The organism is Bradyrhizobium sp. NBAIM03, assembly GCF_020194055.1.
In the GTDB taxonomy this organism is placed as follows: domain Bacteria; phylum Pseudomonadota; class Alphaproteobacteria; order Rhizobiales; family Xanthobacteraceae; genus Bradyrhizobium; species Bradyrhizobium yuanmingense.
Genome location: NZ_JADYVS010000016.1, coordinates 66977 through 80603, shown reverse-complemented (window position 1 = coordinate 80603; position 13627 = coordinate 66977). Strand labels below are relative to the sequence as shown.

Here is a 13627-nt window from a genome sequence, read left to right as displayed (position 1 = left end):
GTTAAGGTGTTCTTTAATGTTTCACCGATCGCGCGTGCGGAAGCGAGAGAACCGCCATCGCAACGCCCGGGCCCTCCGCCAAAACGCCACGCGGGCGCTATCGCACGAGATCGATCAGGAGCAACGCGGCGCTTGTGAACAGTCCTGCGATCGGCACCCAAATGGGCACGAAGAACACGCCGGCGGGAGGCTTGGATTCTCTCGTCTTGATGCGAAGAAGCGCCAGGTTGACCAGGACGAAGATCCCGAGCGTCAGGCGTGAGGTCCATTCGGCCAATCCGGTCAAGGGAATGCCGAGCGCGAGGATCAGGATGGCGCCCACGCCGAAGAGGGTTGCAACCACCGGCGCTCCGCTTCTGGCGTTCACCCCGGCCAGAAAGGCCGGAAGGCTGCCTTGGTCCGCAAGCCCGTACAGCACACGTCCGATCATCAGCATGTGAACGATGATCCCGTTGACCGTCGCAACGATCGCGATGACGCTCAATACCGAGAGGGGAAGACCAGTCAACCGCTGAAAGACCAAAGCAAGCGGAGCCGAGGCGTGCGCGAGCTCGGCCGGGTGCACCGCGACCACCGCAACCCAGACGACAATCATGTAGAGGAGCGCCGTCACGCCGAGGGTGATGAAGAGCGCCCAAGGCAGCGTTTGGGACGGATTTTTCATTTCCTCGGAGATGTTCACGAGGTGCTCGAACCCGATGAATGCAAACACGGCGAGCAGCGATGTCTGTGCGATCCCGGTCCACGCTGCTTTATCGTTCAGGGGAGCCAACAGTTCGGGCAGCCGGGAGACCAGGGCGTCGCCCTCAAACAGCCCGGCTCCGACAATGAGGACCAATCCTCCGATCTCCACGACCGTCATCAAGCCGGCGAAGCTGATGGACTGAACCGCGGAGAGGCAGGCGATCGCTCCCATCGCGAGCACGACGCCCGCGATGATCCAGCTGGCAGGCAGCGGCAGGAACACGCTGATGTAGCCGGCGCTCCCCACAGTGATGGTCGCGCCCGAAATCGTCGCTGCAGCCACCACGAGCAACCCTGTGGCACCGCTGAGCCATTTTCGATGAAACGCGGCCTGGACATAGGCGGCCTCGCTCGCCGCGACCGGCAGTCGCGTGCCCAGTTCGGCAAAGCTCCCGGCCGTCACGCCCATCACGACCGCGGCAACGAGGAACGCCAGAGGTGCATGCATTCCGCTCCGGGCAGCGGCCGCGCCCACCAGGACGTAGATGCCGGCGCCGATCGTCACGCCGAGCCCATAGAGGACCGCGTGCGTGAGCGTCAGCGATCTGACCAGTTTCGTAGACCCGAGCGGCGCCACCTCCTGCATCACCAAGCGTCAATGCGAAAACAGGATCGGCACCGGCGGCTTGGACAGCAGGCCCCTGGTCGCGCCGCCGAGCACGAATTCCCGCCACCTCGGCGTTCCGTACGCGCCCATCACGAGGACGTCGATGCCGTGGGACAGCACGTAAGATGTGAGGACCTCGTCGATCGGCTTGCTCTCGGCATCGATCTCATCCAGCACGACCTCGATGCCGTGACGAGCCAGGTTCTTCGCCAGTTCTCGGCCGGAATGTCTGGAATCCAGGGGCTTTTCGTTGGTGACAGTCACGACGCGTACACTTCTTGCGCTTTCAAGCAAAGGAAGTGCGTCGGAAACCGCTCGCGCAGCGGTGCGGCTGAAGTCCCAAGCCACGCAGATGGCATCGAGCCGCAACGGACGCGACCGCGGGCCGGTGGGCAGGATCAGCGTCGGCCTGCCGGATTCGAAGATCACCTCCTCGGCGTACCCCAGATCATGGGAGTCCGGCACCGCCATGATCGTGAGATCCCGAAGCCTTGCATAGTCAACCAGCAGCGCGGCCTCGCTGGCGGTTGCACAGTGCTCGAAGATGGTCTCATGCCGGACGCCGGATTTGTCGGCGGAGGCTTCGAATGCGGCAAGCAGGGCTTTCGCATTCTCGCGGCTCTTGGCGGCCTCGCGCGCAATAAGCGCGGGTATGTCCAGGATGACATCCCCGAGCAGGCTTGCGCGCACCTCCGCATGGACCTCGCAGGAAATGGCTGCGAGGTGCGCCCCCAGGGTGGCGGCCACCGAGACGGCATCGTCGATCACTGAAACCGGCGTCGGCTCCGGGTAGCTCGCCAGGGTCAACAGAACATCCTTGAAAGCCATGTGTGCCTCCTTTGACGAGTCGGAACCTAACGCCGTCGAGATGCTCCTTCTTGACCCACCGCAACCGATTCAAACCGGATGGCTGTGGCAAAACGGCCCAGGCTCGAACGATGGCGCCGGAACAGAACGCTCTGGTTCGGCGGCGCCTGCCTTGCGGGAGGGCCAGCGCAATGCGAGCTCGCGAAGGCGCGCTCGGACAATAAAAAACGCGGCGTTACCGCCGCGTTTTTCGATTCTCAACTGCCGCTTGGAATTACGCCTGCGGCTGCGGCTCCAGGCCGGGATCCGGATCGGGACGCGGGCGCGGCTTGCCGGCCGGGGGCACGGCGGAGGCGCGCGGTGTGGTCGGCTCGAGCACGGACTCGCGGTTCGGCTTCTTGCCCTTGAGCAGGTCGACGATCTCGTCGCCGGTCAGCGTCTCGAACTCGAGCAGGCCCTTGGCCAGCGTCTCGAGATCGGCGCGCTTCTCGGTGAGGATGCGCGTCGCCTCCTTGTAGCCTTCCTCGACCAGACGCTTGATCTCGGAATCGATCTTCTGGACGGTGGCTTCGGAGGCGTTCTGCGTGCGCGACACCGACATGCCGAGGAAGACCTCGTCCTGGTTCTCGCCATAGGAGACGGTGCCGAGCTCTTCCGACAGGCCCCAGCGCGTCACCATCATGCGGGCCAGGCGCGTGGCCTGCTCGATGTCGGACGCCGCGCCCGAGGTCACCTTCTCGCGGCCGAAGATCAGCTCTTCGGCGACGCGGCCGCCCATCATGATGGCGAGGCGCGAGGTCATCTGCTCCAGCGACATCGACAGCTTGTCGCGCTCGGGCAGCTGCATGACCATGCCGAGCGCACGGCCGCGCGGGATGATGGTCGCCTTGTGGATCGGATCGGTCGCGGGCACGTTGAGGCCGACGATGGCGTGGCCGCCCTCGTGGTAGGCCGTGAGCAACTTCTCTTCCTCGGTCATGACGAGCGACTTGCGCTCGGCGCCCATCATCACCTTGTCCTTGGCCTCCTCGAACTCGGCCTGCGTCACCATCCGCTTGTTGCGGCGGGCGGCGGTCAAAGCGGCCTCGTTGACGAGGTTCATCAGGTCGGCGCCGGAGAAGCCCGGGGTGCCGCGCGCAATGGTCTTGAGGTTGATATCGGGCGCCAGCGGAACCTTGCGAACATGCACCTTCAGGATCTGCTCGCGGCCGACGACGTCGGGGTTCGGCACCACGACCTGACGGTCGAAGCGGCCCGGACGCAGCAGCGCGGGATCGAGCACGTCGGGGCGGTTGGTGGCGGCGATCAGGATCACGCCCTCGTTGGCCTCGAAGCCGTCCATCTCGACCAGCAGCTGGTTCAGCGTCTGCTCGCGCTCGTCATTGCCGCCGCCGAGACCGGCGCCGCGGTGACGACCGACGGCATCGATTTCGTCGATGAAGATGATGCAGGGCGCATTCTTCTTGGCCTGCTCGAACATGTCGCGGACGCGGCTCGCGCCGACGCCGACGAACATCTCGACGAAGTCGGAACCGGAGATGGTGAAGAACGGCACGTTGGCTTCGCCCGCGACCGCACGCGCGATCAGGGTCTTACCGGTGCCGGGCGGGCCGACCAGCAGCACGCCGCGCGGAATGCGGCCGCCGAGGCGCTGGAATTTGCCGGGGTCGCGCAGGAACTCGACGATCTCCTGCAGGTCCTGCTTGGCTTCGTCGACGCCGGCGACGTCTTCGAAGGTGACGCGGCCATGGGCCTCCGTCAGCATCTTCGCACGCGACTTGCCGAAGCCCATCGCCTTGCCGGCGCCGCCCTGCATCTGCCGCGACAGGAAAATCCAGACGCCGATCAGCGCGATGAAGGGCAGCCAGGAGACCAAGAGCGAGACGAACCACGGCACGTTGTCGCCGGGCGGCTTCGCGGTGATCTGCACCTTGCTGTCATAGAGGCGCTTCACCAGCGTCGGGTCGTTCGGCGCGTAAGTCTGGAAGCTGGAGCCGTTGGTGAAGGTGCCGTGGATGTCCGGCCCCTGGATCACGACGTCGCGCACATTGCCGCGGTCAACTTCGCTCAGCAGCTGCGAGAAGGCGATGTCCTGCGAGGAGGCCCGCTGACCCGGATTCTGGAAGAGCGTGAACAACGCCAACAGCAGCAAGACAATGATGACCCAGAGGGCGAAATTGCGCAGATTGGCGTTCATCGATCTTCCTTCGTGGTCGCGCGGATCGCGGCCGTGATCCTTGGGCAGTTGATTTGGTCAATGCGAGGAAATCCCAAGGAATCCTCATCGTTAGACGGATACAATTTAGGTGCCGCCCCGGTCGCTGCCAAGGGAACGAGATGGGACTATTTATCCCATCTTAGCGCGATTCCCGCTGAAATCATGGCGTCCGAACCCGGGTTTTTCCTGCCTGGTTAAGGTGGCCTGACGGCACGGACGCGAATTGACCGGTGTCATGATCCGCTCTCGTCGCGCTCATCTGCCCTTGCGCCGCCGGGCCGGCGCCGGCGCGATCTGGATACGCCCGCCGGCAAGGCTGATCAAGGCTCCCGCGAGGGTCTGCTTCAGAACCGGCCGGCCATTTGCGGCTGCACCGGGGCCGGCGATCGCCCGATCAAGCACCGACATCAGGGTTTCGACCTTGCCGAGTTCCGCCGGCCCTTCATGGCCGAGCGCGTTGATGGCCCGCAGCAGGAGCCGCAGCCGCACCTCCTCCGGCAGGGCGGCAAAGGTCGCGGCCTCGAAGCTCCTGACACTCGCCTGCGGCGCATCGCCGCGATCCCGCAGGCGGAGGAAGCGCTCGGCGCCGTCGGCAAGCACCTCGACCGCCGCATTGGCCCGCGCCAGCCTTGCCGCGAGCCGCGCCAGATTTCTGGCGTCGCCGCCCTCGGCCGCGAGGAGCGGCAGCAGCGCGCGCAGCCGCGGCCGTGTGTAGGCGGTGTCCCGGTTGGTGGGATCCTCGGCAAAGCCGATCCTCGCCCGCCGCAATGTCGCGATCAGCTGCGATTTCGGAACGTCGAGCAACGGACGCGCCAGCACGATTCCGTCGCGCTCGGTGAATGGAGCCATGGCCGAGAGTCCGGCAAGTCCGCTGCCGCGGAACAGGCGCATCAACAGGGTCTCGGCCTGGTCGTCGCGGGTGTGTGCCGTCAGCACATGGCTCGCGCCGGCGGCACGGGCGGCCTGTGCGAGCAGGCGGTAACGGGCCTCGCGCGCGGCGGCAGGCAGCCCCGTCTTCGGCTTTTCACCGCGCCAGCGCAAGGTCCGGTGCGGCAATCCGAGCGCCGCGGCGAGCCGCTTGACCTCGCGCGCCTCACGGGCGGCCTCCGGGCGCAGGCCGTGATCAATCGTGACGACCGTGATTTGCGGGCCTCGCGCGAGGCTGCGCTGCCAGCGCGCTGCAAGCCACATCAGCGCAACCGAGTCGGGCCCGCCGGAGACCGCGAGCACCAGCGCCGGGGCATCTCTCAGGCCCGCGAAGAGCCGCCTCGCCTCGCGCGCCGAGATCGGTGAATCGTCGTCGTCTGACATGACGCTGCAATCATCCGCGGATTGACCGAATGTTTAGCGCAACGCCATCCGCTTTGTCAGCGGATCAGCACTTCACCCGCTTCTGCTCGCGATCGACGGCGGCTTTGACGCCGGCGGAGGCGCGGGGATATTTGCGGCCGATCTCGCCGAAGGCGGCGCAGGCGGCCTCCTTCTCCTTCAGCGCGGCGAGCGACTGGCCGAGCCGCAGCAGCGCATCCGGCGCCTTGGCCGATTTCTCGTATTTGGTGGTGACGGCGAGGAACGCTTCGGCGGAATCGCGATATTGCTGGCGCTGGAAATAGCTCTCGCCTAGCCAGTATTGCGCGTCGCCGACCAGCGGGTCGCTCGGAAATTTCTGCGTGAAGTTCTTCATGGTCTGCTCGGCCAGCGCGTAGTCCTTGCGCTGCATGTAGCCGATGCCGAGGTCGAACTCGTCGCGGGGCGTCGCCGACGGCGGCAGGGTGGCCAAAGCAGCGCCACCGGCCGGTGCGGGATAACCCGATTGTGCCGGCGGATAGCCGGGCTGCGCTGCCGGCGGCACACCTTGTTGGTAGCGCGGGCTGGTGTTGGCGAGATCGAGCGGCTCGCCCGCATTGCGGCCGCCGCCAGGCGTGACCGCCGGCATCGGCTGCTGCCCGCCGCCGAGTGCGCGCGGCGCGCCGGGTGCATTCGGGTTCTGGTTGGGGTCGAAGGCATCGCCGCGGCGGCGTGTGCCGGGAGCGCCGGGCGCCGGCTGCTCCTGAACGATCGGCGCGGGCGCGGCGATCTGCGGCTGCTCGTAGCTCGGCTGCGCGGCTTGCTGTTGCGGCGGCGGCTGGCGATAGCCGGGCGCGACCTGACCTGGTGCAATCTGGCTGGGTGCGATCTGCGCGGGCGGCATCGCCGCGACGTTGGGTGCCTGCCCGGGCGCCCCTTGCGCGCCGCCCTCGAGCGCCCGCAGGCGCTCTTCGAGCTGGCGGTTGCGATATTGCAGCTCCTCGTTCTGGCCGGTGAGCTGGCGCAGCCGGTTCTCCAGCCGCTCGATCCGCATCTCAGGGTCGACATCATCCGACTGCCCGTAGACCGATTGCGCAAGCGCGGGCGAGCACAAAGAGAGCAGCGCGGCGGTCGCCGCGGTACCGGTAAAAGCCTTAAATCTGGATGACATCTTGCCCTGACGACGAAAGCGAAATGGCCTGCGACGGAACCCTCGACGCGCCACACATCGAAGTGGAGTACGCCAAAAATGTGACTGATACCAAGGGGTTTTCAGTCACAGAATGCTGAAACGAAACCGGCGCCCGAGAGGGCGCCGGCATCATCCAATTGCAAAGCTGAACGGGGCCTGACTGACCACCGGGGACCTGACCGAGCGTCAGGAGCTGGCGTTCAGGACAGTGACGGCGCGGCGGTTCTGCGACCAGCAGGAGATGTCGTTACAGACGGCGACCGGCCGTTCCTTGCCGTAGGAGATCGTGCGCATGCGGTTCGGGTCGATGCCGCGCGAGGCGAGGAACGAACGGACCGACTGGGCACGGCGGGCGCCGAGCGCGATGTTGTATTCGCGGGTGCCGCGCTCGTCGGCATGACCTTCGATGGTGAAGGAGTAGCGCGGATAGGTCTGCAGCCACTGCGCCTGCTTCTCCAGGGTCACGATCGCCTGCGGGGTCAGATCGGTCTGGTCGCTTTCGAAGAACACGCGGTCGCCGACGTTGACGACGAAGTCCTGCTGGCTGCCGGGCGTCGCCGCATTGGCCATCGCATCCGTCGCGGCATTCTTGTTGGCGCAGGCGCCCATCGACAGCGCGACGGCGAGCACCGCGGCCAGCTTCAATCCCTGGAGGATACGCATAGGATGTCTCATTCCGGAGCCTCCACGCTCACGTTAGTCCACTGCTGTCCGGTCTACAGGGGGTTGGTTAAGCGAACGTTCCGTCAACCTTGACGGAACCTTGCCTCAGCCGGTCAAATGCCCCCAACCAGCGAAAAGCAAACGTCATGGTTAATGGGTTGTAAATGTGGCGCGAGGGTGAAGGCAAGCCGCGTCGGCCGGCAAAAGAGCCGGCACTTGCTGGAATTTTGGGCCGAAATGACCGGGGAGCGCCCGCCTAGACCGAACCGAGCGCTTGAGAGGCCACGTCCAGGGTCCGCGGCGTGGTGAGCAGAATCGGCCGCGTGGCGGCCTGCCGGGGGATGCTGCGTTCAAACAGCATGCGCCGCTCGAACGCGCTGGAGCGCATGATCGGAAAGCGCGCCAGCACCTTGTCCCGCTGCCGCCGGACGTCGGTGGCCATCAGGACCGCCTTCTTGGTGGGCCAGCCCGGAAAGCCCCGCGGCTCCGGCGAAATGGTCTCGTGCAGGAAGATGCGGCGGTAGAACGCCTGATGATCGGTCCGGATCATGGCAAGGCCGGTGTCGGCGTTGAAATGATCGCACGCGACAAAGGCGAGGCGGACGGTCAAATAGGGCAGCTCGGGAAAACGGTGGTGCTTGTCGGGATCTGCAACGAGCCGGCATGGATCGACAAAAACCTCGCCGCGATCGAGGCGGGGATGCAGGATGTCGCCGAACACCTCGGTGGTATAGGACATCCGCCATTCCGACGTCAGCAGATGGATGCGGACGGAGCTGCAAAGCTCTCCGTCAACATAGACCCCGAAATTCCAGGTGTTGGGCGTTTCGTCGAAACGATCGCTGACGCGCAGCGAAGGTGATGGCTCGATCAGACCGGCCTGCAGATAGGCGCGGTAGCGCATCAGATACAGGTTGTCCTTGTCCTCGGGCGTTTCGATGAGCCGATAATCGATGCGGTCAAACAACGCGGCGCCTCGTGGAAGGAGCGCCGTGTTCGGTTCGGCTCCGGACTTCATCTGCAACCTCTGACTCCAAGCAACTTCCACGAGTAGCCAGACCTTAATGGTTCCTTAACGGAATTGCAAAGCTATAGAATCGTTAGGGTTAACCTTTGCGAGCCCGCAAGACTACGGTGCACACGGGAGCCGATTGCGAGAGTGGAGCTGCCGGGAAGGGATCGGGCCTATCGCGACGACACAAGGGCGAGCTGGTCGTCGGGCACGCGACGACCATGCGAGGCGTTGAGCAATTGCCGGATCCGCACCGCCGGTACGGGCCGGCTGAACAGGTAGCCCTGCCCTTCGGTCACGGTGCCGTCGGCGCTGATCAGCTCGAGCTGCTCGTTGGTCTCGATGCCTTCCACCACGACGGCCATGCCGAGGTCGGCGGACAGCCGCGCGACACCGCGCAGCAGCGTCAGCGGCCGGTCGGAATCGATGCCTTCGAGGAAGGAGCGATCGATCTTCACCTTCTGCATCGGGAAATTGTGCAGGTAGCTGAGGCTGGAGTAGCCGGTGCCGAAATCGTCGAGCGAGATGCGCACGCCGAGCGCATGCAATTGCGACAGGATGTCGTGGGTGAGCTGGGTGTTGCGCAGCAGCGAGGACTCGGTGATCTCGATCTCCAGACGATGCGCCGGCAGGCCCGACACTTCGAGCGCGTAGCGGATTTCGCTCAGGACGTCGCGCTGGTGGAATTGTTGCGGCGAGAAATTAACGGCGACGCTGACACCCTCCGGCCACTTCATGCATTCCATGCAGGCGCGGCGCAGGATCCAGCGGCCGAGATCGACGATCAGGCCCATGTCCTCGGCGACCGGGATGATGTCGACCGGCGAGACCGTGCCGCGCACCGGATGATTCCAGCGCAGCAGCGCTTCGCAGGTGGTGATCTTGCCGGACCTCAGATTGACCAGCGGCTGGAAGAACAGCTCGAATTCCTCGTTGGCGAGCGCCTTGCGCAGATCGAGCTCGAGGATGCGGCGCGCCTCGACGGTCGCGGCCATCTCGTCGCGGAAGAAACAATAGGTGCCGCGGCCGTCGGCTTTGGCGCGGTACAGCGCCATGTCGGCGTTCTTGAGCAGCGTGTCGGCGCTGGTGCCCTCCGGCGAGGTCAGCGCGATGCCGACGCTGGCGCCGATCTCGACCAGATGATTGTCGATGCGGTACCGCTCGCTCAACCGCTCGACGATGCGGCGGGCGAGTGCCGCGGCATCCTCGGGCGACGTGAGGTTCTGCTGGAACACGACGAACTCGTCGCCGCCGAACCGGGCGACGAAATCCTCGGGGCGCAGCATCTCGCGCAGGCGGTTGGCGACGGCGCACAGGAGCTGGTCGCCGCAGGGATGGCCCAGCGTGTCGTTGACCTGCTTGAACTGGTCGAGGTCGATGAACAGCAGCGCGGAGAGCTGCGCCGCATCGTGGGAGACAGCCAGCAGGTGCTCGATCTGGTCGCGGAAGTTGACCCTGTTCGGCAACGCCGTCAGGTCGTCGTATCGCGCAAGATGGGTGATCTTGGCCTCGGCGTTGCGCCGCTCGGTGATGTCCTCGAGCAGCAGCACCGCCCCTCCGTCCGCCATCGGCTGAACGGTCCAGCACAGCGACCGATTTCGCTCCAGGTTCGCCTCGGCGGTGATGATCTCCTTCTCCCGCGAACTTTCGATGCCGGCGACGATATGCTCGCCGTCCGCGCTCGAGATGGATCTTGCCTGCACGCACGCCGCGATGATGTCGCGCGCACTGGCGCCGCTCCGAGGCAGTTGGTCGGGCAGGTTCATCATCGCCGCGAAGCGGTGATTCATCACCGCGAGCTGGCCATCGCGATGGAACATGCAAAGACCGTGCGGCATGTTGTTGAGGGCGGTATCGAACTGGCCCGCAAGTGCGGCTTCGCGCTCGCGCGCCACCACGGCGCCCATGAAGATCCGGTGCAAGTTGACCGAGAGCTGCATGATCGCCAGCAGGAAGGCCGCGCTCACAACGGCCATCGCGATGTAGTAGGGCGTGCCGCGCCACGCCAATGCCAGCACCGCCGGGGCGAAAATGAGCAGCGCCTGCAGATGGAAGATCGACGGTCGTCCGTACGCCCTTCCCGCTCCCCCTGCGGCAATGCCTGTCGTGACCGACAGGGCAATCATATGCGCGACCGCGTCGTCGGTGGCGAGCAGAGTCGTGCCGCACCAGATGCCGATCGCTGCAGCTTGGATCTTCGCGCCGATCTGATACCGCGCCTGCCAGCGTTTGGCCGCCTCGGCGGTCACGCTCGACTTGCGTCCCTGATAGCGACGCAAATCGATCGCCCGCACCGTTCCGGCCAAGACGAGCAGCGCCACGCACGCCCAAATCAGGGGCTCACCTGTCTTCAGCGCAGTCAGCGCAGCACCGATCGACACGAAGATGAGACCGGCCAGCAGCGGTCCGGGCGCTTCAAAGAGCGAATCGATCTGCGCCGCCGGATTGACCGGCGGCGGCTGCCCCTGCTCTCCGCTCTGGCTTGCGAACTGCATTTTGGTTTGTACGCGCGTCCTGTTCAGCGCGTAGTCTTACCCAGCCGAGATGAAGCTTTTCTGAGGGAACATCGTTAAAGTCGGGTTGTTTTTCGGCAATAGCGAAATGATTTCCGCTGGAATATCAAGCAGGTAGGCAAGCCTTGCCGGGCGCAAGGTGAAGGAAGTGTTGCCGGTCACGGCAAACTCGGAAAAAATCGGCGCGGTTTTTCGAAAACATCGCGCGTCTGAACGCGCGATGTTTCAACTGCGCCGTTGTCAGCCCGAGGTCGAGGACAACAGCGGCGACCATGCCGGGTCCGAGGCAAAGCCCGGCGTCGGCACCTTCAATTCGTTGCGGCCGGAGATGTCGACCGAGTACAGCGACGGCCCGCCATTGCCGCCGGGATCGCGGAAGAACATCAGCACGCGGCCGTTCGGCGAGAAGGTCGGGCCTTCGTTGTGAAAGCCGGAGGTGAGCAGCCGCTCGCCCGAGCCGTCGGGCTTCATGACGCCGATCGCGAACTGCCCGCCGCCCTGCCGGGTGAAGGCGATGTAGTCGCCCTTCGGCGACCACACCGGCGTCGAATAGCTGGCGTTGGTGTCGTCCTTGGAGAAGGAGATGCGCTGCGCCTGTCCGCCGCCCGCACTCATCACGTAGATCTGCGACCTGCCGCCACGATCGGACTCGAAGCAGATGCGGCTGCCGTCGGGCGAATAGGACGGCGAGGTGTCGATCGCCGGCGTGTCGGTGAGACGCGTAGTCGAACGCGAACGCAGATCCATCACGAACAGGTTGGAATTGCCGCCCTGCTGCAGGCTCATGATGACGCGCTGGCCGTCCGGCGAGAAGCGCGGCGCGAAGGTCATGCCGGGGAAGTTGCCGACGATCTCGCGCTGGCCGGTCTCGATGTTGTAGAGATAGACCTTCGGATCGCCCTGGCCGAACTCCATGTAGGTGATCTCTTGCGAGTTCGGCGAGAAGCGCGGGGTCAGCACGAGATCGGAGCCGCGGGTCAGATAGCGCACATTGGCGCCGTCCTGATCCATGATCGCGAGCCGCTTGACGCGGCGCTCCTTCGGCCCGGTCTCGTCCACGAACACGACGCGGCTGTCGAAATAGCCCTTCTCGCCGGTCATGCGCTCGTAGATCTGGTCGGAGATGATGTGGGCGATGCGGCGCCAATATTCCGGCGAGGTGAAATATTGTTGGCCGGCGAGCTGCTGGCCGGAGATGACGTCCCACAGACGGAATTCGGCCTTGAGCCGCCCGTCCGGCTGCCGCGTCATGCGGCCGGTGACGAGCGCCTGCGCGTTGATGGTCTTCCAGTTCTGGAATTGCGGCGCGACATCCATGTTGTTGATGCGCTCGATGAAGGCGGCCTGATCGATCGGCGCGAACAGGCCCGAGCGCTTCAGATTGTTGGTGATGACCTGCGTGACGCCGTTGCCGACGTCGCCGTCGGAGGGCGAGCCGGGCAGGAAGTTGCTGATCGCGATCGGGATCGGCTGGAATTCGGTGGGATTGATTTCAAGCCGCTTTTGCGGTTGGGCGAGCGCATGTCCAGCCCCAAGCGTCGCAAGCGCGGATCCGGTCAGCGTCATGAAGCGGCGGCGGTTCATCGATCGAATGTCATTCATCGCAAAATTCTTTTGTTCGGATCACAACATATCCTTCAGGCCGAAGCGCATCGGAATGGTTTTCCAAGTGTCATACTGCTGCTTCGGCAGGAACGAATAGACTTGACACTGGACGATGGCACGCTTGCCACTCTCCGCCACGGCCTGAGCGATCGACCTGGACGGCCCACGCGCTGCAACGACAACCGGCTCGGATGCCAGTGTTCCATCGATCTTCATAAAAATATCGATGTCGACTTCGTATTGGTCGGCATCCTGCCCGTTGTAGGTGGGCGTGAAGCAGCGCCTGACCGCCGACATGAACGCGCCCTGCCAGGTCGCAACATTGTTGGCGGCCGTCCCGGTTGCTGCTCCCAGCGACGCTGATGCATTCAACGCCGAGCCGGTCTGCTCGTGCCGGGTCGCGGCGCGCTTGTCGAGGTCGCGCTGGATCTGCGCGGGGTCGAAGGTGCGCTCCTTGGGCTTGGGCTGCTGCTGCGGCTGCACCGCCGCGACCTTCTGCTCCACGGGCTTGGGCGGCGGCTTCTTGGCCTCCATCTTCTTCTGCAGCTCGGCGATCGGATCTTCCTTGGCCGGATCAGGCTTCTTTTCCTGCGGCTTCGGCTCTTCCTTCGGCTTGGCCTCCGCCACGGGCTTCGGCGGCTCCGGCTTCTTCTCCACCGGCTTCTCGACCGGCTTCGGCGGCGGCTCCGGCTGGGAGTTGGTCTTGATCAGCTCTTTCTTCTCGGTGACCTTGCCGACGGCGTCTTCCTCGGGCTTGGGCTCCGCGATCTTCTCGACCTTCGGCTTCGGCTCTTCCTTCTTGCCGGTCTTCTGCCCCGCCATCATCTTGGCGAGCTGATCGGAGGAGATGATGTCGATCGGAAGCGATTCCTGCGTAGCGATGTAGGCCTTGCTGCTGAAGGTGACGAGCCCCCATCCCAGCACGAGGACATGCAGGGCAATCGACGCAACGAGTGTCTTGTCGACGTTCACCTTCACG

11 protein-coding genes are annotated in these 13627 nt (G+C 64.9%); all 11 read right to left on the bottom strand.

What is annotated here, in order from left to right:
• Nucleotides 1-97 precede the first annotated feature (97 nt).
• Complete coding sequence (locus tag I6F21_RS23465) at nt 98-1330, bottom strand: APC family permease (RefSeq protein WP_225183487.1); 1233 nt, start codon at nt 1328-1330, stop codon at nt 98-100.
• 9 nt (nt 1331-1339) lie between these two features.
• Nucleotides 1340-2179: a universal stress protein gene (locus I6F21_RS23460; protein WP_225126311.1), complete on the bottom strand. Its 840-nt coding sequence runs from the start codon at nt 2177-2179 to the stop codon at nt 1340-1342.
• 253 nt (nt 2180-2432) lie between these two features.
• On the bottom strand, nt 2433-4355 hold the full coding sequence (gene ftsH, locus I6F21_RS23455; protein ID WP_035998585.1) for an ATP-dependent zinc metalloprotease FtsH: 1923 nt from the start codon (nt 4353-4355) through the stop codon (nt 2433-2435).
• Between the two features lie 276 nt (nt 4356-4631).
• Nucleotides 4632-5687 (bottom strand): tRNA lysidine(34) synthetase TilS, encoded by a 1056-nt coding sequence (tilS, locus tag I6F21_RS23450; RefSeq protein WP_035998583.1) that lies wholly within the window; start codon nt 5685-5687, stop codon nt 4632-4634.
• 64 nt (nt 5688-5751) lie between these two features.
• On the bottom strand, nt 5752-6834 hold the full coding sequence (gene ybgF / locus I6F21_RS23445) for a tol-pal system protein YbgF (RefSeq protein ID WP_109142503.1): 1083 nt from the start codon (nt 6832-6834) through the stop codon (nt 5752-5754).
• Nucleotides 6835-7041: 207 nt separating this feature from the next.
• On the bottom strand, nt 7042-7530 hold the full coding sequence (gene pal, locus I6F21_RS23440; protein ID WP_035998574.1) for a peptidoglycan-associated lipoprotein Pal: 489 nt from the start codon (nt 7528-7530) through the stop codon (nt 7042-7044).
• 244 nt (nt 7531-7774) lie between these two features.
• Nucleotides 7775-8536 carry a hypothetical protein gene (locus I6F21_RS23435; RefSeq protein WP_035998571.1) on the bottom strand — a complete coding sequence of 254 codons (762 nt, stop codon included), beginning with the start codon at nt 8534-8536 and terminating at the stop codon, nt 7775-7777.
• A gap of 167 nt (nt 8537-8703) precedes the next feature.
• Nucleotides 8704-11025: an EAL domain-containing protein gene (locus I6F21_RS23430; RefSeq protein ID WP_225183486.1), complete on the bottom strand. Its 2322-nt coding sequence runs from the start codon at nt 11023-11025 to the stop codon at nt 8704-8706.
• 36 nt (nt 11026-11061) lie between these two features.
• The gene (locus tag I6F21_RS23425; RefSeq protein ID WP_225183485.1) at nt 11062-11205 is read right to left on the bottom strand and encodes a hypothetical protein; all 144 of its coding nucleotides are present in this window, start codon (nt 11203-11205) and stop codon (nt 11062-11064) included.
• Between the two features lie 78 nt (nt 11206-11283).
• Nucleotides 11284-12627: a Tol-Pal system beta propeller repeat protein TolB gene (tolB, locus tag I6F21_RS23420; RefSeq protein WP_035998559.1), complete on the bottom strand. Its 1344-nt coding sequence runs from the start codon at nt 12625-12627 to the stop codon at nt 11284-11286.
• A 39-nt stretch (nt 12628-12666) separates the two neighbouring features.
• Nucleotides 12667-13626, bottom strand: a complete 960-nt coding sequence (locus I6F21_RS23415) for a protein TolA (protein WP_081494442.1) — start codon at nt 13624-13626, stop codon at nt 12667-12669.
• Nucleotide 13627 lies beyond the last annotated feature (1 nt).

Coding starts and splice junctions, on each gene's coding strand:
- I6F21_RS23465 (WP_225183487.1), bottom strand. CDS start 1,330: ATGCAGGAGGTGGCGCCGCTCGGGTCTACGAAACTGGTCAGATCGCTG.
- I6F21_RS23460 (WP_225126311.1), bottom strand. CDS start 2,179: ATGGCTTTCAAGGATGTTCTGTTGACCCTGGCGAGCTACCCGGAGCCG.
- ftsH (WP_035998585.1), bottom strand. CDS start 4,355: ATGAACGCCAATCTGCGCAATTTCGCCCTCTGGGTCATCATTGTCTTG.
- tilS (WP_035998583.1), bottom strand. CDS start 5,687: ATGTCAGACGACGACGATTCACCGATCTCGGCGCGCGAGGCGAGGCGG.
- ybgF (WP_109142503.1), bottom strand. CDS start 6,834: ATGTCATCCAGATTTAAGGCTTTTACCGGTACCGCGGCGACCGCCGCG.
- pal (WP_035998574.1), bottom strand. CDS start 7,530: ATGAGACATCCTATGCGTATCCTCCAGGGATTGAAGCTGGCCGCGGTG.
- I6F21_RS23435 (WP_035998571.1), bottom strand. CDS start 8,536: ATGAAGTCCGGAGCCGAACCGAACACGGCGCTCCTTCCACGAGGCGCC.
- I6F21_RS23430 (WP_225183486.1), bottom strand. CDS start 11,025: ATGCAGTTCGCAAGCCAGAGCGGAGAGCAGGGGCAGCCGCCGCCGGTC.
- tolB (WP_035998559.1), bottom strand. CDS start 12,627: ATGAACCGCCGCCGCTTCATGACGCTGACCGGATCCGCGCTTGCGACG.